General features: G+C 51.4%; 27 protein-coding genes. 17 read left to right on the top strand and 10 right to left on the bottom strand.

Features of this window, described 5'->3' with window-relative positions:
• Positions 1-115 precede the first annotated feature (115 nt).
• A complete protein-coding gene (locus B3Z23_RS08655) occupies positions 116-349 on the top strand; it encodes a hypothetical protein (RefSeq protein WP_294906870.1) in 234 nt (77 codons plus the stop codon).
• 377 nt (positions 350-726) lie between these two features.
• On the top strand, positions 727-885 hold the full coding sequence (locus tag B3Z23_RS08650) for a hypothetical protein (RefSeq protein ID WP_294906868.1): 159 nt from the start codon (positions 727-729) through the stop codon (positions 883-885).
• 92 nt (positions 886-977) lie between these two features.
• Here the strand turns inward: B3Z23_RS08650 and B3Z23_RS08645 are convergent, their stop codons facing one another.
• Complete coding sequence (locus B3Z23_RS08645; RefSeq protein WP_038020636.1) at positions 978-1,613, bottom strand: carbonic anhydrase; 636 nt, start codon at positions 1,611-1,613, stop codon at positions 978-980.
• Between the two features lie 87 nt (positions 1,614-1,700).
• Here B3Z23_RS08645 and B3Z23_RS08640 point away from each other — a divergent pair, with 87 nt between their 5' ends.
• Positions 1,701-1,865 (top strand): hypothetical protein, encoded by a 165-nt coding sequence (locus B3Z23_RS08640; RefSeq protein ID WP_294906864.1) that lies wholly within the window; start codon positions 1,701-1,703, stop codon positions 1,863-1,865.
• A 24-nt stretch (positions 1,866-1,889) separates the two neighbouring features.
• Entirely contained in the window at positions 1,890-2,636 is a 747-nt protein-coding gene (locus tag B3Z23_RS08635) for a glutamine amidotransferase (protein WP_294906861.1), read from the top strand.
• A gap of 36 nt (positions 2,637-2,672) precedes the next feature.
• On the opposite strand, the gene B3Z23_RS08630 is transcribed toward B3Z23_RS08635, so the two are convergent.
• Positions 2,673-4,082 carry an MFS transporter gene (locus B3Z23_RS08630; protein ID WP_294906858.1) on the bottom strand — a complete coding sequence of 470 codons (1,410 nt, stop codon included), beginning with the start codon at positions 4,080-4,082 and terminating at the stop codon, positions 2,673-2,675.
• A gap of 183 nt (positions 4,083-4,265) precedes the next feature.
• Between B3Z23_RS08630 and B3Z23_RS08625 the strand changes: the two genes are divergently transcribed.
• The 4 genes from B3Z23_RS08625 to B3Z23_RS08610 all read left to right on the top strand — a co-directional run bounded on the left by B3Z23_RS08625 (position 4,266) and on the right by B3Z23_RS08610 (position 7,658).
• Positions 4,266-5,183, top strand: a complete 918-nt coding sequence (locus tag B3Z23_RS08625; protein ID WP_294906855.1) for a LysR family transcriptional regulator — start codon at positions 4,266-4,268, stop codon at positions 5,181-5,183.
• Between the two features lie 284 nt (positions 5,184-5,467).
• Positions 5,468-5,719, top strand: coding sequence for a ParD-like family protein (locus B3Z23_RS08620; RefSeq protein WP_294906852.1), 252 nt, complete (start codon positions 5,468-5,470; stop codon positions 5,717-5,719).
• Positions 5,719-6,504: a type I methionyl aminopeptidase gene (gene map / locus B3Z23_RS08615; protein WP_294906849.1), complete on the top strand. Its 786-nt coding sequence runs from the start codon at positions 5,719-5,721 to the stop codon at positions 6,502-6,504. Before B3Z23_RS08620 ends, map begins: the two co-directional genes overlap by 1 nt.
• A gap of 323 nt (positions 6,505-6,827) precedes the next feature.
• The gene (locus tag B3Z23_RS08610; protein WP_294906847.1) at positions 6,828-7,658 is read left to right on the top strand and encodes a fumarylacetoacetate hydrolase family protein; all 831 of its coding nucleotides are present in this window, start codon (positions 6,828-6,830) and stop codon (positions 7,656-7,658) included.
• Positions 7,659-7,758: 100 nt separating this feature from the next.
• Here the strand turns inward: B3Z23_RS08610 and B3Z23_RS08605 are convergent, their stop codons facing one another.
• Both B3Z23_RS08605 and B3Z23_RS08600 read right to left on the bottom strand, forming a co-directional pair.
• A complete protein-coding gene (locus tag B3Z23_RS08605; protein ID WP_294906844.1) occupies positions 7,759-7,929 on the bottom strand; it encodes a hypothetical protein in 171 nt (56 codons plus the stop codon).
• Between the two features lie 89 nt (positions 7,930-8,018).
• Positions 8,019-8,129, bottom strand: a complete 111-nt coding sequence (locus B3Z23_RS08600) for a MerR family DNA-binding transcriptional regulator (RefSeq protein ID WP_294906841.1) — start codon at positions 8,127-8,129, stop codon at positions 8,019-8,021.
• A 111-nt stretch (positions 8,130-8,240) separates the two neighbouring features.
• Here B3Z23_RS08600 and B3Z23_RS08595 point away from each other — a divergent pair, with 111 nt between their 5' ends.
• Positions 8,241-8,432, top strand: a complete 192-nt coding sequence (locus tag B3Z23_RS08595; protein ID WP_294906838.1) for a nitroreductase family protein — start codon at positions 8,241-8,243, stop codon at positions 8,430-8,432.
• A 228-nt stretch (positions 8,433-8,660) separates the two neighbouring features.
• Here B3Z23_RS08595 and B3Z23_RS08590 read toward each other — a convergent pair whose 3' ends face one another.
• Entirely contained in the window at positions 8,661-9,104 is a 444-nt protein-coding gene (locus B3Z23_RS08590) for an L-alanine exporter AlaE (protein ID WP_294906836.1), read from the bottom strand.
• Positions 9,105-9,652: 548 nt separating this feature from the next.
• On the opposite strand from B3Z23_RS08590, the gene B3Z23_RS08585 reads away from it, so the two are divergent.
• Positions 9,653-10,675 (top strand): LLM class flavin-dependent oxidoreductase, encoded by a 1,023-nt coding sequence (locus B3Z23_RS08585; protein WP_294906833.1) that lies wholly within the window; start codon positions 9,653-9,655, stop codon positions 10,673-10,675.
• 376 nt (positions 10,676-11,051) lie between these two features.
• On the opposite strand, the gene B3Z23_RS08580 is transcribed toward B3Z23_RS08585, so the two are convergent.
• A complete protein-coding gene (locus tag B3Z23_RS08580; protein ID WP_294907692.1) occupies positions 11,052-11,534 on the bottom strand; it encodes a DUF4865 family protein in 483 nt (160 codons plus the stop codon).
• 567 nt (positions 11,535-12,101) lie between these two features.
• Between B3Z23_RS08580 and B3Z23_RS08575 the strand changes: the two genes are divergently transcribed.
• The 3 genes from B3Z23_RS08575 (at position 12,102) to B3Z23_RS08565 (ending at position 15,955) form a co-directional block, all read left to right on the top strand.
• Positions 12,102-12,689, top strand: coding sequence for a sugar dehydrogenase complex small subunit (locus B3Z23_RS08575; protein ID WP_294906830.1), 588 nt, complete (start codon positions 12,102-12,104; stop codon positions 12,687-12,689).
• Between the two features lie 207 nt (positions 12,690-12,896).
• Positions 12,897-14,282 (top strand): c-type cytochrome, encoded by a 1,386-nt coding sequence (locus B3Z23_RS08570; protein ID WP_414716478.1) that lies wholly within the window; start codon positions 12,897-12,899, stop codon positions 14,280-14,282.
• 41 nt (positions 14,283-14,323) lie between these two features.
• Positions 14,324-15,955 (top strand): GMC family oxidoreductase, encoded by a 1,632-nt coding sequence (locus tag B3Z23_RS08565; protein WP_038020657.1) that lies wholly within the window; start codon positions 14,324-14,326, stop codon positions 15,953-15,955.
• A gap of 64 nt (positions 15,956-16,019) precedes the next feature.
• Here B3Z23_RS08565 and B3Z23_RS08560 read toward each other — a convergent pair whose 3' ends face one another.
• The 4 genes from B3Z23_RS08560 to B3Z23_RS08545 form a co-directional block, all read right to left on the bottom strand.
• The gene (locus B3Z23_RS08560) at positions 16,020-17,246 is read right to left on the bottom strand and encodes a cytochrome c (protein WP_349677214.1); all 1,227 of its coding nucleotides are present in this window, start codon (positions 17,244-17,246) and stop codon (positions 16,020-16,022) included.
• Positions 17,243-19,003: a GMC family oxidoreductase gene (locus tag B3Z23_RS08555; RefSeq protein WP_294906822.1), complete on the bottom strand. Its 1,761-nt coding sequence runs from the start codon at positions 19,001-19,003 to the stop codon at positions 17,243-17,245. Before B3Z23_RS08555 ends, B3Z23_RS08560 begins: the two co-directional genes overlap by 4 nt.
• A 4-nt stretch (positions 19,004-19,007) precedes the next feature.
• Positions 19,008-19,757 (bottom strand): gluconate 2-dehydrogenase subunit 3 family protein, encoded by a 750-nt coding sequence (locus B3Z23_RS08550; RefSeq protein ID WP_294906819.1) that lies wholly within the window; start codon positions 19,755-19,757, stop codon positions 19,008-19,010.
• 320 nt (positions 19,758-20,077) lie between these two features.
• A complete protein-coding gene (locus B3Z23_RS08545; RefSeq protein ID WP_294906816.1) occupies positions 20,078-20,965 on the bottom strand; it encodes an EamA family transporter in 888 nt (295 codons plus the stop codon).
• 121 nt (positions 20,966-21,086) lie between these two features.
• On the opposite strand from B3Z23_RS08545, the gene B3Z23_RS08540 reads away from it, so the two are divergent.
• From B3Z23_RS08540 to B3Z23_RS08525, 4 genes are all read left to right on the top strand, one after another.
• Positions 21,087-21,788 carry a nitroreductase gene (locus B3Z23_RS08540; RefSeq protein ID WP_294906813.1) on the top strand — a complete coding sequence of 234 codons (702 nt, stop codon included), beginning with the start codon at positions 21,087-21,089 and terminating at the stop codon, positions 21,786-21,788.
• Positions 21,785-22,942, top strand: a complete 1,158-nt coding sequence (locus B3Z23_RS08535) for an AMP-binding protein (protein WP_294906811.1) — start codon at positions 21,785-21,787, stop codon at positions 22,940-22,942. Before B3Z23_RS08540 ends, B3Z23_RS08535 begins: the two co-directional genes overlap by 4 nt.
• Positions 22,939-24,057: a thiolase family protein gene (locus B3Z23_RS08530; RefSeq protein ID WP_294906807.1), complete on the top strand. Its 1,119-nt coding sequence runs from the start codon at positions 22,939-22,941 to the stop codon at positions 24,055-24,057. Before B3Z23_RS08535 ends, B3Z23_RS08530 begins: the two co-directional genes overlap by 4 nt.
• A gap of 413 nt (positions 24,058-24,470) precedes the next feature.
• Positions 24,471-25,250, top strand: a complete 780-nt coding sequence (locus B3Z23_RS08525; protein ID WP_294906804.1) for a hydroxypyruvate isomerase family protein — start codon at positions 24,471-24,473, stop codon at positions 25,248-25,250.

Raw genomic sequence — 25,250 nt, 5'->3', positions numbered from 1 at the left:
GTCATGTCGTTGTACCTTAAACCGGCACCGTTGTGAAAGTCTTATTTTACGCAATACGAAGTATCATACTGTCAGCCGGAGTGCCCCCGGGGTTAACCCGTGGCAGGCTGATGATATGTTGTCTTCAGAGAGAAAAGGTGCCCGGCAAACCCCCGCCCAGGCACTGGATAACCAGCTGATAACCCGCAGCACTGTTTTTCCGCTGTTTAAGCTGTGGTTCCAGTATCGTTACCGGCCCGAAACTGCTTATCAACTGACTATACTCTTTTTGCAAGGTACTCTGGCATTGCGTGGCAGTAGTGAAATCATCAGAGCCCATAACCTGTACCACCCAGCCATCACTCATTAACACGTGTGGCAGCTTAAAGGGGCTGCGGGACAGGCGGGGTTTAACAAACACTACCCCGTTTTAATGACCCGGGCTTTCATCAGTGAGCAGGGTATCACTGTTGCTGTTCATCGCACTGTCAGTATCTGCCAGAGTAAGCCTGCTGTTTAGCGGATAGCCGGGAAAGGAAGGGCTGTCGGACCGGGCCGCAGAAGCGGCTAATGGCGTGATACCCAAACATGCCGCCCTCAGCAGAGGGGTAAGTTTTACCGAATTTCTCAGCAATAACGTGCATAATTTTCCTTAACCAGAGTGTAAAAAATAAAAACGTTATCCCGCAGATTTACTCCACAGGTAGTCTCTTTCAGCGGTAAATCCATGTGACAGGCTCTTCCGTCGTGAATGAGTATTCAGCCCGGCGTAAAACATTGTTCAATCTTGGCCGTCAGAGCCTCGGTGCCATCGCGGGGTGTTATTGCCGGAACGGTAAAGAATCACAGCTGAACACTGTGCAGGTGCTGTTGTTGGTACTGTCTGAAACCCCTATGGCTGAATAGCAGAAAAAGAGGGGGGGGCCGGTGCAGGCAGGGTTTAGGACCTGCGGGAAGCCCCGCAGGTCACCGGGTCTCAGAGGACTGGCAGGCGTCTGTTACTCGAAACAAACGTCCGGGTTGGCCGCCAGAGGAACAAATTTGTTGCCACCTTTATCCAGCGCCTGAACCTCTCCGCTTTCGATGTCATAAACCCAGCCATGCAGATGGATGGCATTGTTACGTAAGGCAACGGCAACCGACGGGTGAGTTTTGATATTATTCAGCTGTGCAATCACGTTTTCACGCACCATGGCACTGACTTTCTGGTCTTCATCCGCGTAGCTGTTTTTCTCAACGACGGCTTTTGCTGCATCGGCATAACGTAGCCAGTGAGCCACCGCAGGCATGGTATCCATACACTGGCATTTAGCAATAGCTCCCATTGCTCCGCAATTGGAGTGACCGCAAATGATAATATCTTTCACGCCCAGAGCGACCACAGCATACTCAATGGTAGCAGAGACACCGCCAGGTTCCGGACCGAAAGAAGGTACGATGTTGCCCGCGTTACGGATGACAAATAACTGGCCAGGTTCTTGCTGTGTCACCAGCTCAGGGACCAGACGGCTGTCTGAACAGGAAATAAACAAGGCCTTAGGATTCTGACTGCCTGCCAGGCTACGGAATAACTCTTTTCGCTCAGGAAAAACTTCTTTCTGAAAATTCAGAAATCCTTGAATAATCGTTTTCATAACTCGCCCAAATAATAAAAAATCGGGTTAATCATAGAACGAATATCCGAAGGGGGAAAGTCCCGGCAACCAAAAGCGGCGGCCCCGGTGACGACAATAAAACTCGCCGGCAGGATGATGGGTGACGTTGTCACTTGTGACCGGTTATCCGGCAGCAGTGTTTCTAACGCGAAAAACGGTATTAAGCGACATCTTGTTTCATTGTTAAATTTCCGCTATGACTATCTTTTCACTACTTCATCCGGCCTGTAAGCCGTATTAGCGGGAATATAAATTATGAGTCAGACGTCGATCATTATCATTCAAACCGGAACCCCGCCAGAGGATATACGCCAGAAATACGGAGACCTGCCAGACTGGTTCAGCCAGACAATGGGAATTCCACTACAGGAAATTGAAGTGGTCAGAGTTTTTGAAGGCCAGCCATTACCGGTACCGGATCCTTCCCGTCTGGCAGTGATCACCGGTTCCTGGGCGATGGTGACAGAAAAACTGCCCTGGAGTGAACTGACCGCGGAATGGATTCGCCAGGCGATGGCGATAAATATGCCGCTGTTTGGGGTATGTTACGGACACCAACTGATGTCTTATGCACTGGGCGGTGAAGTCCGCTATCTGGATTGTATTCGAGAAACAGGCTGCCTGCAGGTATCCCTGAAAGAGGCAGCCCGCCAGGACCCGCTGGTGGGGCAACTGCCGGAGCATTTCCCCGCGCACCTGACCCATATGCAGACGGTAAGCCGTATTCCTGATGGGGCCATCGCACTGGCCAGCTCGGTGGTGGATAGTCATCAGATTGTGCGTTACGGACCGAATGCGGTTTCAACGCAGTTTCATCCGGAGTTTTCTGTGGCAGCCGCCAAAGCCATGATTGAACGACGCAGCACTGAATTAAATAACGAAGGGCGCGATAGTCAGTCGCTGATAGCCGGAGTGACACAGACACCCGATGCCAGTAGCTTGCTGACCCGGTTTATTGCTCTGCATCTGAAAAATAATGCGCCGATCGCACTAAGCGCGTAATCTCCCCCCGCCGGCTATGACCGGCGGGTTTACCGGCTACTTTTTACGTAACCGGCTGATACTCAGGATAATCGCCAGTACGCTGGAAACGACCGCCAGCCACAGGCCTGTTTGCACACCGTGATACTCATTCAGCAGGTTTTTCTGGCCAAATAAGGCCAGAATCACACCGACAATCGCTGTCCCCATACACTGACCAAACATCCGCATGATAGCAAGAATGCCGGAAGCATAGCTGCTGTTCTCGCGGGCCACGTTTGACAACATTTCGCGGTTATTCGGACTCTGGAAGCAACCAAAACCGATACCACATACCAGGCTACGTAAACAGATATCCCAGGCGGCTGCGTTTTCCGGTAATAACGCCAACAGAATCAGACCGACCACGAAAATTGCCAACCCGATCGTCGAAATAATCGCCGGCGGAAAACGATCTGAAAGCCGTCCTGAATGTGGCGCTGCCAGAATTATGCCAACCGGCCAGGGGGTAAACAGCAATGCTGAGACAAAAGCACTGTAGCCATACACGTTCTGGAACAGGAATGGCAGGGCAATAAAGGTGATCCCCTGGCTGACGAAGGAAGCCATCGAGGTCATTGCTGCCAGTGAAAAACGGGATGAGGCGAAAATAGAGAGTGGCAGTAGCGGTTTACTGGCCCGGCGCTCACACCAGACAAAAGCGATACCTGCCATCAGTGCCAGTAAGGCATAGCCTGCCGCCATCAGTAATGTATGCGCCGTGAACCCCTGACCATGAGTGTTGGCAAAGCTATCCGCGGCCATAATCAACGCCCCGGGAATAATGGCTGATAACACGGCTCCCGCGATATCAAAGCGTTCGGTGACTTTTTGTATCCGGCCTGGCAATACCCGGACAGTTAACAGCACGGCGATAATTCCCGGCGGCAGATTAATGGCGAATAACCACTGCCAGCTCATGGCCGACAGCAATGAGCCACCCAGCATTGGCGCGATGGCGGTGCTGGAAGCCACCAGCAGCGCATTCATACCCAGGATGCGTCCCAGTAGCCGGTTAGGAAATACTGAACGCAAAATGGCCGGACCGATACTCAGGGTGGCGGCACCGCCAATACCCTGGATAATACGCATAATGATCAGTGTGTTGGGATCAGATGACAGTGCACAGCCCAGCGAGGCCAGGGTGAAAATGACCTGGCCGGTGGCAAACAAATTTCTGAATCCCATCCGTGTTGCCAGAGCGGCAAAAATCGCCAGCGTCATGGCGGCTGCCAGTAGATAGCCGTTAGATACCCAGACAATTTCTGCGGCTGGCACCTGCATCGCTTTGGCTATTTGCGGTAGTGCGATGTTCACCATTGAACCATCAAACACTGACATTGCGGTGGTCATCATTACCGCAATCATTGCCAGACGGCGCTGGCGGCCGGGTAAACCTTCATCTCCCGGGAGATCTGAAAATAACATCCTTTGCTTCTCCGCAATCATCAGAAACTATTTTGCTGAGGCCTGTCACAGTTGTCCGTCGGCAGGTCGTTGATTTGCCTGAGACAGAAATATACTCTGTCATGATATAAGGCGGAAGGCGCAGCATTTGCAGTTATAACTTGCACCAAACGCCTGCTCACAGAATCATCAGGAATGACCGCTATGAAAGAAGCCGACTTAAATCTGTTAACAGCACTGGATGTCCTGCTGGCTACCCGTTCTGTCGCCGCGGCTGCCAGGCGTCTGGGGTTGAGTGCTTCCGCGATGAGCCGAACGTTAAGCCGGTTGCGAAAGGTCACGGGTGACCCTTTACTGGTGCGGGCCGGCCGGGAGATGGTGCTGACACCTTATGCCGGGGCGATCCGCGAGCGTACCCGCGATACCGTTTTAGCTGCCAGGGATTTATTGCGTCCTGATGTTTCCGGGGTTAACCTGGCCACCCTTGAACGGACGTTCGTCCTGCGGGCTAACGATGGATTTATTAATGCCTTCGGGGCCATGCTGATTGCTGAAGTCGCGGCACAAGCCCCCGGGGTGCGGCTACGCTTTGCGCCAAAGCCGGACAAAACTGCCCGTTATCTGCGGGAAGGTCTGGTGGATATCGAAATTGGTGTGGTGGGGGACTCAGGTCCCGAAATCCGGCTGCAGGCGTTGTTTCGTGACCGGTTTGTCGGAGTGGTCAGCAGCCGCCATCCGCTGGCTTTACTGCCGGAGGTGACGTTACAGGATTATGTCCGCTGGCAACATATCGCGTCCTCCCGTCAAGGAAAATATCAGGGCCCGGTGGATAATGCACTGGCTGAACTGGGATTAACCCGCAATGTCGTCGCAGTAGTGCCTGGCTTTGCTGCTGCATTGGCCGTGGTCAGAGAATCCGAACTGATTGCGCTGGTACCGGCGTCATTTTTGAAAAACCAGCCAGGTATGGCTGACACAGGCGGAATCTCTGCTTTGCATAAGTTCGAATTGCCGGTGGCGACGGAGACCATTACGGTTTCACAGATGTGGCATCCAAGGTCAGAAAATGATCCTGCTCACCGCTGGTTACGCCAGCAGTTATTAACGGTTTGCCAGCAGTAAATCGAATCACGGACAATGGGTATCAATAATCACAGCAGTTGAGCATTTATCCGTTTGCTGCCTGGCTACCACAATTCAGCGACATCGTTTTAGCAATCCTTTGCGTCTCTTACCCGTTTGCCAGTCCTCTGCGTTTTGTATTACCTGAATTTCTCGCCTCAATATTTACCAGTTCGTAAGCATCTTATTTATAAAGTTAAGTTTAGAAATCTGTGCGCAGGGATTTGGCATCATTGCACAGACATGGCATTATATAAAACATATACGTTTTATATAGGCTGATTATGGGTATTGTTAAAATCAATGAGTTAATGCATAGCAATCTGCGGATTGCCAGTAACGCAATGAGTCGTTCAATAAATGCTCAGGCAGAGCATTGGATGAAAATTGGAATGCTGTCAGAAATGTACCCTCAGTTAACCTACCCACAGCTGACCCGCGAATTAGTGCGTATCGAATTAGAAAATGGCGAGGCTGCGATCGGTATGCTGATCGGACAACCCTCGCCATTGTCAACGACTACAGAGAGTGCTTAATGTCAGAGATAAAACTACATACTCAGGACGAAATAGAACTGGCCCGCGCAGCAGGCCATGCGGCCGCCAAAGTTCTTGAAATGATCACTCCGTTTGTGGTGCCCGGCGTCACAACAGAAGAGCTGGACAAACGTTGCCATGATTACATCGTCAATGTTCAGGGGCTGATTCCGGCCAATATTGGCTATCACGGTTATACCAAAACGGTCTGTACCTCCGTGAATCATGTCGTATGTCATGGGATACCGGCACCAAAAGTCCTGAAAAAGGGCGATATCGTGAATATTGATGTGGCAGTGATTAAAGATGGCTGGTATGGCGATACCAGTCGCATGTATTACGTTGGTGAGCCATCAATTCGTGCTAAGCGACTGGTAGAGACGACTTACGATTCGATGGTTGCCGGTATCCGGGCTGTCCGGCCTGGCGCCACGCTGGGTGATATTGGTGCAGCGATTCAGTCTGTCGCCGAAAAAGCCGGTTTCTCGGTCGTAAGAGAGTATTGCGGTCACGGGGTGGGCGAGATCTATCATACCGAACCTCAGGTGTTACATTATGGCACTCCGGGCACAGGGACCGTGCTGGAAGAGGGGATGATTTTCACCATTGAACCGATGATTAATGCCGGTAAAGCGGCGACCAGTGTGTTGTCTGATGGCTGGACGGTCGTGACTAAAGACCGTTCGTTGTCTGCTCAGTGGGAACATACGATAGCGGTGACTTCAGAAGGGTATGATCTGTTGACCCCCTGGCCGGAAGGAACCGGCGAATACGCGGAACTGTGACTGACCAGCCCGGCTCGCGCCGGGCCATCTTATTTCCCGTTTTTCACGCATCATCAATCTTTTGGACAAATTTCGCGACATTTTCGGTCAGTTTGCCAGCATAAATCAGGATTTTCCCTAAACTATCGCAGTTTTTTGCATAAAATTGCCTTGCAAATGCTTAGGGGTAAAATCCATATATTTCATTGGGTTGAAGAAAATTGTGATATTTGTCGCAAGCTTAATGTTAATATGTTTACTGAACAGCATTTTCCTGCTGGATCGGTGGTTGTTAAACCGTAATAATATCCCTCACCTTACGAAGATAAGAATAGTTATTTAATATGCAGTTATGTAGTTTTAAAATTAAAGCCACGGGTCACCACAGTTTTGGGATTCTCAGAGACAACGGTGTCACAGACGCCGCTAGATATACCGACTATGCAGACCTGAAAGCGGTACTTATGGCTCAGGCCGTCGATGAACTGAAAGTACTCTCTGACTATCCGGCCGATTACTCACTGGATGAGATTTCATTTTTGCCGGTGATCGAATCTCCGGGAAAAATTCTGTGTGTCGGAATGAATTATTCCGAGAAGCGCAAAGAGTTCGGTGAAACCAATCCGGCCCCGACCTTGTTTATCCGGTTTGCTGATACTCTGTCTGCACATCAGACACCTTTACAAAAACCGGCCAGTAGTGAACAGTTCGACTACGAAGGTGAACTGGCGGTGATTATTGGTAAGCCGGCTCATCAGGTTCCGGCTGAAGAGGCGTTGCAGTACGTGGCCGGATACAGTTGCTTTATGGATGCGACGGTACGTGATATGCAATTTACCTGGTTTACGGCCGGGAAAAACTGGCCCCAGACCGGCGGGTTTGGACCGTCGATGACCACCAGTGATGAGATTCCTGATCCACAACAACTGGATATCCGTACTTTTCTGAACGGTCAGCAGGTACAGCAGGATTCAACGGCTAACATGATCCATACCGTGGCCAATATTATTGCTTATGTCACCTGTTTTACTCCGCTGGCGCCCGGAGATGTGATTATCACCGGATCTCCCGGAGGTGTCGGTAAATCACGCACTCCTCAGTTATTTATGTTCCCAGGCGATAACATTTCTGTAGAAATTAGTCAGATTGGCAAACTATCTCATATGATTGCCTGAGTGACAGATGACAGCTGGCCGTCACAGGCATTTTGCTTCTGACAGCCAGTTTATCCCGATACTTTTCCGTGACAGACCAGAGCTTAGAATATAGTTTCTCTCAGGGACTCATTCTGTAGCAGGCTTCGAACGGTGGAACTTCCCCTTTGTTCAGTCCGTCTTCCAACACTTTTTGTAAATTGATCAACTCAGTCTGTTGTGCTTTGAGGCTTGACCCGATACGTTCCAGTTCCAGCAGACGCAGTCTTATTTGTTCCATAGTCAGTGACATGGAGCAACTTCCATCGTTAAGAAACAGGCTGCGGATAGTTTCCAGGGTAAATACCAGACGTCTATCATCCCTAATCAGCAGCAGTTTTGCTACTTCGCCCGGGGTATAACTCCGATAGCCTGAATAATCCCCTGTGTTTCATCATAACGGATTGCTGATGCAGGTATTCCTGTCAGTCTGACCACTTCACCTATTTTCATTATCTGCCTGACCTTCAACTTACCTTTAAACTTTATAATTCGCCCGGAACAGAGTAATAGGGTTGAAGTTCAAGTGTAATAAATACTGTATCTGATAATGAGGATATTTTAATGAGTCAGTTAATTGAAGCTCTGAAATGGCGTTATGCAACGAAAAAATACGATCCGGATCGCAGTGTGGAGGATGACAAACTTGACCGCATCCTTGAAGCAATAAGGCTGACAGCAACCAGTAGCGGACTCCAGCCCTTTGAACTCCTGGTGATCACAAACCCGGAACTGAGAAAAAAAACTGGCAGGTGAGTTGGGTACAATCACAGATAACTGATTGAAGGATTTGATCCTCAGGCGATTGATCTTATCCTTGGTTTGCCAGAACAACATCTGCGTAGCGTGGTTATATTGCCTCTGGGTTACAGGGCAAAGGAGTGGGACTGGCTGGTTAACCTTCAGAAAGTCCGTCGTCCTGTGGAGGATGGGCTAACGACGTGCCGACAGTCACTGTGGTTGCTGCCGGCACCGGTTAAGGCTTTAGATTGGTAAGGCATTGCTGACGCGAAACAATCGCCGGCAAAAATCGAGAAAATAACCATAGGCAGCGCCCATCACCATTGAGACCAGAATGTTGGAACTGACTGCCGCTGTAATCTGATGCCAGTCAGCACCGACAAACAGCAGAATAGAAACATACACCGGTGACTGAAACGTCACATAACTTACAATATCCGCCACGCTTTTTACCCATCCTGCCGGGTTAAGACGTTGCGCCTTGCGCATCAGAAAATCACGGTACACGCCATAAGGCACCGCAATCAAAATATTAACCGGAATACCCACCAGCCGCGATGACAGTGACTGCTCAAATGTCATGCCTGATAAAAATATCTCGATCATCATATTAACGATGGTGCAGTAAACCACCATCGCAAAAGTATCTGCAACCGCGTGACGCAGGCGGGATTGCGCAGAGAACATGGCTGTAATCCTCGGGTTATAAAGTCTGATATGTTGAGTAAATCGCCGGTGAGCAGCAATATCATCGGGTGTATTAAAACGCGTGTAGAATATATCCCTGCCTCAAAACAGGCAACTAGCTAAAAATTTTTATTTAATGGCTTTTTGTCGATAATATTCTCTATGGGTGGTTATTTTTTGATCGATGCGCTATTTTCGTTGTCGATACTTAAAAATGGTATATATATCATAACCATAAAGAAAAAACTTCGCTGGGTATAAGAATGGGGGAATAAGTAAGTTGATGGTTTTAAAAGAATGTCGCTCTGGTAGCCCTTAAGCATGATTCTCTGGTGTTATCGCTAATTAATAAAATAATCGTCGACTGGCTGACTGAAGGAGGCAGAGGGTGGAGTATGCCGGCGACCACTCAGCAGTGGGCAGCTGTAACATTAATGTGCGGTGCAAATCCACTTCAGGGTTATTCAGGTATATACTGCGGGTTCCTGCATGCTGACTATTCTGATGCCATTTCATATAACGCAAATCTACTATCAGGCGCTTATGCTATGAAAAAAATAGGATTTTTATCTTTTGGTCACTGGACCCCTTCGTCCCATTCCGCGACTGCCAGTGCCGCAGATGCACTGACCCAGTCCATCGATCTGGCGGTTGCCGCCGAAGAAATCGGTGTGGATGGTGCATACTTTCGCGTTCACCATTTTGCCCGCCAGCTGAGCGCACCTTTCCCGTTGCTGGCGGCGGCCGGTGCCCGTACCCGGAAAATTGAAATTGGTACCGGGGTGATTGATATGCGGTATGAAAATCCACTCTATATGGCCGAGGAGGCTTCGGCGGCGGATTTGATCAGTGGTGGCCGGTTACAGCTGGGTATCAGTCGTGGTTCAGGTGAGCAGGTGATTGATGGCTGGAGCTACTTTGGTTACCGTCCACAGGAAGGTGAATCTGATGCTGATATGGGCCGCCGTCATACGGAGGTATTCCTCGATGCACTTCGCGGAGAGGGATTCGCCAAACCCAACCCCCAGCCGATGTTTCCGAATCCCCCGGGGTTACTGCGCACGGAACCCTTTTCTGAAGGACTGAGAAGCCGTATCTGGTGGGGGTCAGGTTCGAATGCTACGGCGCGCTGGGCCGCGGAGCAGGGCATGAACCTGCAAAGCTCAACGCTGAAAGACGACGAAACCGGCGAACCCTTCCATGTGCAACAGGCTCAGCAAATCCGTATCTACCAGGATGCCTGGAAACAGGCCGGTCATAGCCATACTCCGAGAGTGTCGGTGAGCCGGAGTATATTTGCACTGACCAACCAGCAGGATAAAGCCTACTTCGGTGGTATGTCTCAGGGCGGCGATCAGATTGGCTATCTGGACGAAAACACCCGTGCGATTTTTGGGCGCAGTTATGCCGCAGAACCGGATAAACTGATTGAACAGTTAAAAGCAGATGAAGCTATTGCTCTGGCGGATACTTTACTACTCACTATACCTAACCAGTTGGGCGTTGATTATTGTGTACATGTGATGGACTCCATTCTTAAACATGTCGCACCGGCCCTGGGCTGGCGTTAATTCTCCCCGGAGTTATTTACCGCGACATTGCGTTCATGCGCAGTGTTGCGGAATTAATTTATGCCTGCAACAGAAAGGGATGGCATGATAAATCAATACTGATATAGCCTGAAAAACTGACGTGTTGACCACTACTGACAAGCATATACCGGTCGGTCATGTGGAATGTTAAGGCGTTAAATGATCAAATATCACTCTCATGCCTCCTCCTTTATGGCGCAAACCCCGAATCCAACACAGCCAAAACCGTCATACGTTTTGCGTATCCCTTCCAGAGTAGGAACCCGAGTCATCCTGCCAGTACCCAATCACAGATCAGGAACACCAGGAACTGTATATTTATACAGCCCCTGGTGTTTTTCCCACATTCTGGCATTTATTTCACGTCATGGTTACCTTGTGAACAGTCTTTGCCTGAAATCTGACCGCCGCCGGGTGTGCCTTGTGAAATATAACCAATACAGTAGTTTTCTGCCTGTGGCTGAGGAGTATCCGTAAAAGCCACATTCAATAATTCACGACGACTGATATCCCATCCGGCAAGCTGCCCGCTTAGCGGCAGTTGCGAGAGGTCGCTGTTGGGGGCGAGGGGACGGGTCGTCACCGACAGATATTTTGCTGAACTGAGCAGGGAGATCTGCGGGACTCGCAGGGAAAGCCAGTAGCGGATATCGGGCCAGCCAAAACTGTTGACTGCGGCGGCGAACAGCGGGCCGGTCAGAAATGCATTCATTGCCTCGCTGTTTTCCCAGACATAAAGCGGGGCGTAACAGTTGCGGCCCCCGGGCTGCAACGACTGGTCACGTCGGCTGTACAACCAGCTTTTGAATAGTAAGCCTGCAAGGGATTCGCGCGGCAGTTCAGTCAGGCCCGGGAATTACCCTCCGCAGTCGTCCGGGAATGCCTGAATCATTAAAGTTCGGCCATCCGCATCTGCCGTCACCCGGAAAATTGGGAATAAGCCTACGGAGAAGTGTGAATACACAGGAAAATCAGGCGGCCTGTGATCTCCTCAGTACACTGATTGTGAATTCGTTATCTGATCTTTATTAGCGGACGAGTTGCAAAAAGTGATTAGCCAGTCTGTATCATCACGACAGTGAATATTTCGGTCGTTCGCAAGTACATCACAGTGATCTGAATTCGGCCGCTGTGAAAATGAGTTATCACATAAACGGCCTTGTTTTGGGCCGTTTATTTTTGTATTAACGATCACTGTCACGTAACTACTTAGGTCTGCAGACTGTTATTAGTAACCTTATTTTCACAACCCTCCACTTTATTTAACCATAAAGTGTAACTATCTCTATGCATTTGTAAATTTTTAGTTACTTTTTGAGATTTCCGATGTCGTTGGACGTTAGTATAAAGTTGCGTGAGCACTGTCGTCGCGGACAGACAATAACATAACGCATCAAGGATATTTATGAATAACCCAAATACACATCAAACACAGCCTGAGCTGAGTGAAGAGGGGTTGCGTCGCCGGAAGCTATTCGGACAGACGGGAGGGCTGGTGGCTTCCTTTGCTATCGGCTCGGCGATTGCAGGCAGCACACTCAGTAATGGTGCCAGTGCGGCAACTACTGCTGCCGGGCCAGATACTCAGACTCTGAATCAGTTTATGAAAACCTCCCGTCTTCTTACCGGACACCAGAACCTGGACATGACCCTCGGCCAGCGTCTTTATGTGGCATTCAGCGAGAAAGATCCACAGTTCACTACGCAACTGGCGGCGCTTAATCAGTGGATTGCCGATAAACAACCGGCAGATGTAGAAGCCCTGGACACCCAGCTGGCAGGACAACCGTTACATGACCTGATGATGTCGGTGATTAAAGGCTGGTACCTCGGGGTAATTGATGACAGTCACCATGCCAAAGTTTATGCCTACCAGAATGCGCTGATGTATCAGGTACCACGCGATGGCATGGTCATTCCCACCTATGCGCATAACGGACCGGATTACTGGACTGCAGATCCGCCGCCGGTCGACCGACTTCTGAATTTTTAAAAGGAAAACATCGGGTTAAATATTATTTAACTTATTCTATGGCATTTTTTGTCTGCTATTGTTACCGGTAACAATGTGGGGTAGCAGAATTTTTCAGGAGTTAATGTGAAACAACAACAAAAGCAATTCTCAGGTAAAACGGCTGGTTTCCGCCGAAAGCTTCTGAGCCTTTGTCTTGGGCTGAGTGCATTAAGTGCAGTGCCGGTGATGGCCGCAGAACAGGTGCCGGTCGGCCAGCCCTCAGTGGATAACAGTGGTGATGCACTGCTGAAACAGGGGCATTATCTGGCCATTGCTGCTGACTGTGCTGCCTGTCATACCGATCCTGATACCAAAAAGACCTTTGCCGGCGGTTATGCTATCCACTCCCCGATGGGGGTCATTTATTCCACCAACATTACTCCTTCGCGACAGTATGGTATTGGTTCTTACAGCGAGGCGCAGTTTGAACAGGCGGTTCGTCATGGTATCCGCGGTGATGGAAGCCATCTCTATCCGGCCATGCCCTATACCTCCTATTCAGGGCTAACCGATCAGGATATTCATGCGCTGTATTATTACTTCACCCACGGGGTTAAACCGGTGGAACAGGCCAATCGCCCAACCCAACTTAGCTTTCCGTTTAATATCCGTGAAGCCATGTGGGGCTGGAACCTGCTATTCCTGAAACAGAAACCGTACCAAAATGATCCGTCACAAAGCCCTGAGTGGAACCGCGGCAAGTACCTGGTGGCTAATCTGGAACACTGCGGGGAGTGTCACACCCCACGTAATACGCTAATGGGCAGCGAAACCGGGTCTGCGCAGTACAGCGGGGCGGCCCTGGGAAGTTGGTTTGCCCCGAACCTGACTTCTGACCGTCTGAGCGGGCTGGGTAGCTGGCAGCGTGATCAGCTTATTACCTATCTGAAAACTGGTCACGTAGCTGGTAAAGCTCAGGCTGCCGGACCGATGGCGGAAGCCATTACCAACAGTCTGCAATACCTGAGTGATGACGATATCGGCGCCATTGTGACTTACCTGCAAAGCCTGCCACCCGTCAGTGAGCCAGACCAGGCAAAAGCCACCGGTGATTTTGGCAGTGCGGCAGGTAGTAGCTCAGATTCAGAAGTTCGTGGTACTCAGCCCCTGGGGTCTGCATTACCGGACGACATGACCGGTAAAGCGCTTTATGACACAACCTGTGCCAGCTGCCATCAGTCTTCAGGAGCAGGTACCGCGGATAACTTCTATCCATCGCTGTTCCACAATACGGCCACCGGCGGGAATACCCCAAATAATCTGGTCTCCGCCATTCTGTTTGGTGTGCAACGTGAAGTGAATGGTAAACAGGTGCTGATGCCGGCCTTTGGTCCGGGCTCAGATGTACAGTCACTGAATGACGAACAGGTTGCAAAACTCAGTAATTACATCTTCAGACAATTCGGCAATCCACAGTTATCGGTGACGGCTGATCAGGTGAAAACGTTGCGTGAAGGTGGTACGCAGCCGTTCCTCGCCAAATACGCTGCCGCAGGATCGGCAGTGGGTGGAGTGATCCTGTTACTGATTATTGTGCTGATTATTGTCCGCATTTCGCGCAAACGTCGCTGAAATTGCCGGTTTTTTTGAATTTGTAGTCTTTAGAGGTGGTTATGTCTGAACAATATAGCGCAGATGTGGTAGTCGTTGGTGGCGGCATTTGTGGTGGGACGGTTGCAAAAGAACTGGCAGAAGCCGGGTTATCCGTACTGGTGCTGGATGCAGGCCCTCGTTGGGAAAGGGGCGAAGTGGTAGAGAACTGGCGAAATCTGCCGCCGGTGAATAAATCTGAATCTGATTACGCGACGCCATATCCGGCGGAACCCTGGGCTGTTCACCCGCAACTTTATCCGTATAACAATTATCCGGAAGTTTCTGGCCCGGATGCATCGGCATTTCGTCAGGGTATGGTCAAAGGCGTCGGAGGTACCACCTGGCACTGGGCCGCTTCATGCTGGCGTTTCCTGCCAGCAGATATGCAGCTACACACCACCTATGGCGTAGGCCGTGACTGGGTAGTGAATTACGATGAACTGGAAGATTATTACTATCGTGCAGAGGTGTTGATTGGCGTTAATGGTCCTAACGATACGTCACTAAAGTACGTTGCACCGCGCAAAAAACCGTTCCCGATGGAGCCAATGCCTTATGGTCCTGCTGACCGCAGGTTCACTGAAGTGGTGGCAACCGCCGGTTATGAGAATACTCCCGTACCCCAGGGGCGTAACAGCCGACCGTATGACGGACGTCCTCAATGCTGTGGTAACAATAACTGTATGCCTATCTGTCCGATCGGCGCGATGTTCAATGGTATTCACAGTATTATCAAAGCCGAAAAAGCGGGCGCTAAGGTTCTGCCGAATGCGGTTGTGTATAAGTTTGATACCGATGAAAACAACAACATCACGGCGTTGTACTACTACGATCCGGACAAAAATTCTCACCGCGTAACGGCACGGACCTTTGTGCTGGCAGGTAACGGAATCGAAACTCCTAAATTGTTGCTGTTGGCGGCTAATGACCGTAACCCGAACGGTATCGCAAACAGTTCAGGCATGGTGGGGCGCAATATGATGGATCATCCGGGAATTCTGATGAGTTTCCAGTCGGCAGAACCTATCTGGACCGGTGGTGGTTCAGTACAGATGAGTTCCATTACTAACTACCGTGACGGTGATTTTCGTCGTGAACATGCGGCAATCCAGATTGGGATGAACAATACTTCACAGAACCATAAAGCCGGTGTGAAAGCGCTGCAAATGGGGCTGGTGGGTAAAAAGCTCGATGAGGAGATTCGTCGTCGCGCCGCCTGCGGAATGGATATCTATGTGAACCATGATGTGCTGGCAAATCCGGACAACCGCCTGACCCTCAGCACGGTACACAAGGATAAGCTGGGCATTCCGTATCCTCATGTCACTTATGACGTGGGGGATTATGTACGTAAAGCGGCGGTCTCTTCCCGTGAGCATCTGATGACCATCGCCAAACTGTTTGGTGCGACAGAAATCGAGATGACTCCGTACTTCAACCCAAACAACCATATTATGGGCGGGACTATCGGCGGACATGATCCGAAAGATTCGGTGGTGGATAAATGGATGCGTACCCATGATCACCAGAACCTGTATATCGCCTCTGGTGGCGTGATGGCTGCGGCAGGAACCGTTAACTCAACCCTGAGTATGGTGGCCTTATCATTGCGGGCCACTGACAGTATCAAACGCGACCTGCAACACGGTTAAGACAATACCTATAACAAAGGCCCCATTTCGGGGCCTTTGGGGAGGTAGGAAATAGGCTGGCTAATTACTTTTCTAAAGTGCTGCGCATATTTTTCACATCGCTGGCGGTCACAGACGGCGCTGCATTCCCCCAACTATTGCGGATATAGGTCAGCACGTCGGCGACATTCTGATCTGTCAGGTTCCAGCCAAATGCCGGCATGGCCGGAGCGGTTGGCGCCGCAGCGGTGCCCCCGGCACGGCTGCCCGCCAGTACCACATGAATCAGTGAAGCGGGATCAGCGGCATTGACCAGTGGCGCATTCGCCAGTTGCGGGAACAGATGCGAAACACCCTGGCCCTGTGACACATGACAGGCACTGCAACGATCGGCATAAATCGCTTTACCATTTACCATCTGGCCATTATCCGCAGCCAGCGGTTGGGGTTTAGTGATGTCATTTTTCAGCGATTTCAGATACACCGCCGCGGCATTAAGATCATCATCTTTCCAGTACTGGGTCGAATGTTCTACGGCTTCAGCCATTGGCCCGGAGGCTATATCGTATTTGTTGGCACCGGTTTTCAGGTATTCGACAATTTCCTGTTGGGTCCACTGACCAATACCACTATGAGTATTACCGGTAATATCTGGCGCGAACCAGACACCCAGTGAGCCACCTTGCAGGAACAGACTGTCTTTATCGCCACCCAGCATATTTTTAGGGGTGTGGCAGGTGCTGCAATGCCCCAGTCCCTGAACCAGATAGGCGCCACGGTTCCATTCGGCCGATTGCTTCGGATCCGGCTGGTATTCACCTTCGGTGAAATTCAGCATATTCCAGACATGCAGCGAGGTACGGATATTGAACGGGAATGGCAGCTGATTAGTATTAACCACCCGGCTCACAGGCTCAACCGTCTGCAGATAGGCCCACAGTGCGCGGTTATCATCGGTAGTGACTTTGGTATAGGCTGTGAACGGCATCGCCCCATAGAGTAAATGCCCGTCGCGGCTGTGCCCCTTACGCATTGCATTCTGGAAATCTTCGAAGGTCCATTTACCAATGCCGGTCTCCGGGTCAGGGGTAATATTGGCACCTAGCAGTTTACCAAAGGGGGTATCAATTGCGACCCCGCCGGAGAATAAAGGATGCCCTGGTTCTGTATGACAGGCGGTACAGTCACCCAGTTGGGCAATATAACGGCCTTTACTCACCAGATCCCAGGAATCAGCACCACTCTCAGCCTGGGCGTAGCCCGCAGTCAGTAACAGTAAACTGCCGGCAGTCAGCATTAATTTTTTCATCATACCATCATCTCCCCGGGCTGTTTCAGGTACTGGGTACGGATATAGTGAGCGGTACGGAAGGCAAGGGCGCCGACTGTCCCGGTCGGGTTATACCCGGGGTTGTTAGGAACCGCTGAAGCTCCTACCACAAACAGGTTGGGGATATCCCAGACCTGACAGAATTTATTGACAGCACTGGTGGAGGGGTCAGCTCCCATGACAAAGCCACCGACCACATGAGATGACTGGTAGTCATTATTGGCCCAGGGAGCGGTACGCGGTTGCTTCTGGATCTGTACCGGGTTCATACGTAAGGCAATTTCACCGACCTTATTGGTGACGTATTGCGCCATGCGCATATCGTTGTCCGGGAAGTCGAAGGTGATGCGCAACAACGGACGGCCATGTGGGTCGGTATAGTTCGGGTCGAGGGACAGGTAGTTAGTGCGTTGCGGGTAACTGCTCGCCTCACAGCCAATGCTCATATTGGTAAGATAGTGCTCCGCGGTCGCTTTCTTCCATGCCGATCCCCAGCGTGGTGTACCCGGCGGAACCGGACGTGAAGCAATAGGTGCGGCACCAATCGGCGTCACACGGGTCGAACCGCCGCCGACAAAGCCTAACCCTGAGTGATCGAAGTTATCGTTGTTGAATTCGTCGATACCCATCCCGATGGCACCGCCACCGATAAACGGGTTGAAGATCTGATCTTTGAAGAACAAACGGACGTTATTCGCCGTCTGGTAGCAGTAGTTACGGCCGGTGGTCCCTTTACCGGTGACCGGATCGTAAGGCACACCCACATTTGAAAGCAGCATCAGTCGCACATTTTCAAAGGTAAAGGCAGCCACAATCACAATCGACGCTGGCTGTTCATAACGTTCGTCGTTACTGTCGATATACACCACCCCGGTGGCTTTTTTACCGCTACTGTCTTTCAGAACCTCCAGCACTTCACAGTTGGTGCGTGCTTCAAAATTTGGCATGTTAACCACCGCCGGCAACACATTGACGATAGCACTCGCTTTCGAATAGTTTGCACAGCCATAGTTAGTACAGAAGCCACAGTAGGTACAAGGTCCCATGGTCACACCATACTGGTTGGTATAGCTCTGAGAGGCCAGGGCAGAAGGGACATTAAAGGGTTTATAGCCCATCTCAGTGGCTGTTTTGGCAAATAAAGTCTGCGCGATAGTTTGAATATTGGGCGGGTTAGGATAATCACGGGAGCGTGGCCCTTCGAAGGGATTTCCTCCCTCTATAATCTTACCCTGGATATTCCCGGCTTTACCGGAAATACCGGCCACCTGTTCAAAGTCGTCATAAAAGGGTTCCATCTCTTCCCAGGTAAGCCCCCAGTCCTGCAGGGTCAACGCCGGATCGACCTCTTTGCCATAGCGTTCGCGCAGATGGCTGGCCAGACGGAAATCAGCAGGCTGATAGCGGAAGGTGAGGCCCGCCCAGTGGTTACCGGCGCCGCCGGTACCGTTGCCCGGGTGGAATGATCCCCAGAAACGCATCGGTAGTGCAGTTTCAGAAGGATTATTACGCATAGTACAGGTGTTTTGTGCAGGTCGTAACATCAGCTCTTCGCGGGCGTTGTAGCGCAGTTCATCCGGCGCGGTAGCGACGTTAAAATCTCTGGCGGTATCCCGCCATGGGCCACGTTCCAGGCCGATGACATTCAGGCCCTGATCACAGAGTTCTTTGGCTAAAATCGAACCGGCCCAGCCGAGGCCAACAATTACCACATCGGTGGCAGGTAATTTTTTTGTCATTGTCTTATACCTTCGCGTTCCAGGCGGCGCTGCCCATGATGGAAATCGGGACTAAATCCAGTTTCTGATCGGTTTTGGTCAGATAGTCGCGGTAGTCATAACGGGCGCCAGGGAAACCAATCATTTTCCAGCTCACCATATTGCGGTTTCCGCCATACACCGGATCGGAAAAGAAACCTTCCATGGTGTTGGTCAGCACCTGATCGAAAAACATCTTGCCGCTAATGCCGGTGAGATTGATTTTTCCCTGTTCCAGACCCGTCAGCACTTCATCCCGGGTGGCGCTATCCAGTTGGCTAAACGATTTCTGGTATTTTTTCTGACAATATTCTGTGAGTCCGGCCAGTCCGAGACGGTAACGTTCCCGTGGCACTAATGGAGACTGATCGCCCTGAGCCGGAGTTCCTTGCTGAAAAGGACCACGCATATAGTTACGGCTGGCATCGCCGTAGCTGCCTGCCAGTTGCCGGTCAATAAATACCGTACAGCCGGCATCTTTGCCACTAACCGACAGTTCATCGGCAGGGATCAGTTGGCTGACAATGGCATCCACTTCGGTGGCTTCTTCCTGAGTGAGGAATTTAAGGCCCGGAGTAGCAGGAGTAATGGGGCTGTTATGATCAAACAGCATCCAGCGGGGTATACCGGTGATCGTCGTGGCATTGGCACCGCCGACGGCGGCTACGGTCAGGCCGGCAGCAGAACCAGAGAGCAGCCGTCGCCGGCTAATCCCTTTCGATGAAGGCTCAGACATTTGATACTCCTGTGTCGACATTGCACAAATCCGGAAATATCCCGGAACGAAATAGCACGTGGCTTGTAAACCATCTTAAGTAAATGTTAATTTATATTTATATAATTGTGTAATTTATTTGTGCGAAATAGACGAAATAACCCTGTATTCCGTTGAAGGCCGTGGCAATGAGATCCCGGGGACCGGTAATAAAATCAAAGGCCAGGCCGCGATTAACACAGGCAAACAGAGGGGGGTCGGGAAATCCCGGGGAAATTCAGGCTGCTGGAAAAGGATGCAGAACAAAGCAGGCACAGCAATTGCTGCTGTGCCTTGTCAGGTCAGTCCGGCTGGGGCACCGCCGGAGGATTGGGGCGTGGCCGTGTTGGATGGCGGTAATTAATGCCAATGGCAATCGCTATCAAACAACAACCGGCCACCAGTCGCAGCAGCGGCACATCGTTGCCCCACAGCAGCATATTAATCACCAGACCAACCGGCACATGCAGTTCATTAAACACCGACAAAGTGGCTACCGATACCAGGGTACTACCTTTTGCCAGCCAGTAGCTACCCAACGCGGTAGCGACCACACTCAGGTAGATCAGTACTGACCATTGTACGGTGGTGTGTGGCAGATGGCCTTGCTGACCAAAGAAATAATAAAGCGGTCCGGTAATACAGATGGCACCGAGGAAAAAATGACCAAAAAGCCTTGGCAGGGCGACTTCCGGCTGATATTTCAGCAGCAGGCGACGACACAACACCTGACCGGCAGCAAAGGTCAGATTAGCCAGCTGTAATAACCAGAATCCTTTCCAGAAATGACCGGTCAGTGGGTGATAGTGGATGACAATCCCTCCGGAAACAGCAAACATTGCCGCCAGCAGTGTCCACGGGTTAAAACGTCGTTCCAGCGCATTATTTATCAGGCTGATATACAGCGGGGTCTGGGTGGTAAACAGTAACATCTCTGGTACCGTCAGCATGGTATAACTCTGGTATGACAGAGCATAGGTCACCCCAAACTGGAGTGCTCCTGCAATCCACAGACCTGCCACCAGTCGTGTCGGGAGATTGCGCCATACCATAAATGGCAGGAAAATCAGGGTGCCTGCCAGGGTCCGGATAAACACGGCAAAATAACTGTCGACCTGGCCCGCCAGGAAATGCCCGGTCAGACTGAAAGAAGATCCCCAGAGGAAGGTAACGATCGCAAGATACCACACAGACTTGTAAACCTATAATCATGAATTTAGTTTACGATTATAATGAGACTCTTCACTCCTGTGCAAGTGTCCGGTATTCTTTGCTGAATATTGTTATGTTCCTGGTTCAGGCTGTCCTTTGATGCAAAACTCAGATAATTCACTGCCGACGTTTCTGGCTAACCGCTCTTCCTGCCGTGCATTTTTACCCGATCCTGTGAAGCTGTCTGATGTGCAGATAATGCTGAACGCGGCACGTAGTGCCCCCAGCGGTGCCAATCTACAACCTGGCGCGTTTCATGTCTACACCGGCCAGCCGCTGGCATCACTGACTCAGCAACTCTCCCATATTGCACAGACAACGCCGGTAGAAGAAGAGCTCTACAGCTACTTTCCGCAACCGATGTCCGCAATACTGAAACAAAGACAGCGTGATGCGGGTTACGCGCTTTATCAGGCGCTTGGCATCGAAAAACGCGATATTGCCGGACGTCGTCGTCAGTTTGACGCCAATTATCGCTTTTTTGAGGCACCGGTAGGTATTGTGGTCACTATTCAGCGTGATATGGGGGCCGGTTGTTATATGGATCTTGGTATGGCGTTGATGAATTTGTTCCTGACTGCTGGTCATCTCGGCTATGGCTGTTGCGGTATTGGCGCACTGGCGAATTACGGTCGACATATTCATCAGTGGCTACAGTTGCCTGATGATCAACTGGTGGTATGCGGGATTGCACTGGGTAGGGCAGATCCTGAAGCACCGGTGAATCAGTTTCGTACCGGACGGGCAGAATTAGAAGAATTTAGTACCCTGCATGGATTTTCCGCTCAGGAGGCAGAATGACAGCTAATTCACCGAACAATATTAGTTTCCATGGTCAGCCGTTGGCAGCGAGTCAGGGGGAACAACCTGATGCTCTGCGTCGTTTGCTGGCAGCCTGGCAGCGGGGAACCACCTTCCGTGCCATCAGCCAGGCCCCCTGGATTGAAGCAGGTGACGGCGAACAACATATTGAATGTACCACCTGTGGCAGCAGCGGATTGCCCAAAGTCATTCGTCGTCACCGCCTTTCCTGGCAACGTACCTTTGAGATCAACCGGCAACTTTTTAATCTGAGTCCGGTGGATCGCAGTGCTGTGTTTGGCGGGCTAAATCACTCATTGTCACTGTACGGGGTGTGTGAATCGCTGGGGTTGGGAATCACCGTCGAGGTGATGGCGGGTATGCGGCCGCGTAATCAGGTCAGATTACTGGCTGAAGCCGGAGTCACGGTGCTCTATATTACCCCGACACAGCTACGTCTGCTGACCAGCAGTGGTGATGTCCTGCCGAAGATCCGTTTGATTCTGTGTGGCGGGGGAAAGCTGGACAGTAAAACCCGCCAGCGGGCAACAGAATGCTTCCCGGAGGCGGCAATACATGAATTTTATGGAGCCTCTGAAACCAGCTTCATTACTCTGGCGGATCAGCAGACACCGGAAGGGTCGGTAGGCAAAGCTTATCCCGGGGTGACGATTGAAATCCGCTATGCCCACCAGGGTATTGGTGAAGTGTGGGTCAGCAGCCCGTATCTGTTTCGTGGTTATTCTTTGGGCGGCAGCAGTGAAACCCGCTGTGACGGTGACTTTATGACGGTCGGTGAACTGGGCAGACTGGATGAACAGGGCTATCTGTGGCTGGCCGGTCGCCGCAGCCGGATGGTGACTATTGCCGATCAGAATGTGTTTCCTGAAGCGGTCGAAACCCTAATCAGCCAGAGGCTGGAACAGGGCGCTGTCGCGGTGATTGCCTGCCCGGATGCACAACGTGGCCATCTGCTGCACGCCTTTATCCAGGGAGCAAGTGATCCGCAACTGGAAAAGCAGTTACGCAGTGATATCACCCGACAACTTGGCAGTGCGATGGTGCCACGTCATTTTCATTTTCTGACAGAGTTTCCGTTACTGAATGGCGGTAAAGCTGACCTGCAACGTTTAACGGCTCTGCTGAATCCATGAGCGTCATTATCGCGTCATTACGAACTGCAGTGGTTCCGCGCGGCGGGGCATTCAACGAATTAATGCCCCATCAACTGGCAGAACCGGTGATCCGGGCTCTGTTGCAGCAGACCGGGATTGCCCCGGACGACGTATCGCAGTTGATTATGGCTAATTCACTGGGGGCCGGGGGAAATCCTGCACGGGTCGCTGCGTTGGCTGCTGGTCTGGACCAGATTTCAGGGCTAAGCATTGATACTCAGTGTGCCGGCGGGCTGGACGCGATAGCGCTGGCGGCAGCACTGGTTGACAGCGGGGCTGCAGATATTGTGATTGCCGGTGGCGCAGAGAGTTACTCACGCCGCCCATTACGGGCCAAAACTTATGCCGACCAGCGCCCCGCAGAATTCTATACCCGGCCGCCGTTCGCGCCGGATCCTGACCAGGATCCGGATATGACCGTGGCTGCCTCTGAACTGGCCCAACGTTATCAGTTGACCCGGCCTGATCAGGATGACTATGCGGTCAACAGCCATCGTAAAGCGTTAGCTGCAGCAGAATGCTTAACCAAAGAGATTGTGCCACTGGCCGGGGTGACGGGTGATGTCTACCCCCGTGCTCTCAGCCTGCGTCTGGCACAACGCACTCCTGCATTATCCGGTACGGTCAGCCTGGCCTCCACCGCGGTGGAAGCCGACGGGGCGGCATTTTGTCTGGTAGTGTCTGACAGTACAGCTGCCAGTCTGGGGTCTCAGTATGGGTTGTCGGTCACCGGTTATCAGACGCTGGGGGCAGATCCCCGGTTACCGGGCTATGCCCCGGTGGAAGCTATTCGCCGGTTGTTTGAACGTTATCCACAGTTTCAGCCGCAACATTGTCTGACTGAAATGATGGAAGCCTATGCGGCTCAGGCGATGGTGTGTATTACGCACACCGGTTTATCGATGGATAACGTCAATGTCGGGGGCGGGGCGCTGGCCCGGGGACATCCGATAGGTGCCTCAGGAGCCATTCTGGTGTGCAGAATGTTTCATGAACTTCGCCGGCGTGACGGACAGGGTGGTTTATGTGCTATTGCAGCCGCCGGGGGGCTGGGGTCAGCTATGCTGCTTACCCCGCTGACAACGGTGGGTTAGCCGGTATTGTTGCCGGTTACCCCACGCAGCTTCGGCCGGGTCAGGCGTTGGCGTAATCATTAATCGGTTCGATGCCTTTTTCACTGGCCCCCTGATAAATTCAACTTTCTGTGATCAGACCAAGGTTTTTTAGTTCAGGGCGATTGCTTTGTGGTTGTTAATTAAAAGTTATGCGCGGAATCACATAATAGGTGCGCAGAGTTTTACCGATAGTGCCTCCAACCGTTATCGTTCATATGAGCAACAGATAAACTTATGTTCATCTGGGTTTGGTGGTTTAGCGGGATGCCTGTGCGGATGATGCTCTGTCGATACCACGGGAACGGAAAAAACTGCCTCTCAGATGAGCGATCAATGGTGCGGTCCCGGCTGAGTGTTCTGAGACGGTGACCGGCAAACAGAAGGAAGCCCAGATGATCCGCATCGCAGCAAACCTGACCATGCTGTATAACGAATATGATTTTTTTGACCGCTTTGCTGTAGCCGCCGAAGATGGTTTTCAGGCGGTGGAGTTCTTTTTCCCCTATCCCTGGCCGGCTGAAAAAATCCGACAGGCGCTGGAAAAGCAGGGTCAGCAACTGGTGTTATTTAATATGCCACTGGGCGACTGGGATGCCGGTGATCGTGGCTTCGCCGGGCAGGCGGGCCGGATCGCTGAATATCAGCAGGGGGTCAGTCTGGCGACAGATTATGGACGTCAGTTAACCCCCCCAAGGATCAATTGTCCTTCCGGCCCGGCAGAAGATACCCCTGAATCCTGGAGTACCCTGAAACAGAACTTTGAACATGCCGCAGAAAGCCTGAAAGCGGCAGGGATCCGCATGGTGGTGGAACCGATAAATCATAATGACGTTCCCGCGGCACTATTGTCAGGTACCGAGCAGACGGTGCGTTTTCTGGATAGCCTGAATACTGACAATCTGTGGGTTCAGTATGATCTCTATCATTCTCTGCGCGCCGGTGAAGACCCGTTTAAAGTGCTACCGGCGTTTATCGACAGGATTGATCATATCCAGATTGCCGATGTGCCCGGCCGGCATCAGCCAGGCACCGGAGATGTGGATTTTGAAAAACTCTTTTCACTGCTGGAACAGCTCAACTATCAGGGCTGGGCCAGTATGGAATATCATCCGCAGGGCGATACACGACAGAGTTTTTCCCGTCTCAGGGAGATGGGATTACTGGCACGCTGA

Origin of the sequence: Tatumella sp. UBA2305, from assembly GCF_002345795.1 — a bacterium.
GTDB classification, from domain to species: Bacteria; Pseudomonadota; Gammaproteobacteria; order Enterobacterales; family Enterobacteriaceae; genus Tatumella; species Tatumella morbirosei.
The sequence above is the reverse complement of the archived record's forward strand: the minus strand, read 5'-3'. Positions and strand labels throughout refer to the sequence as shown.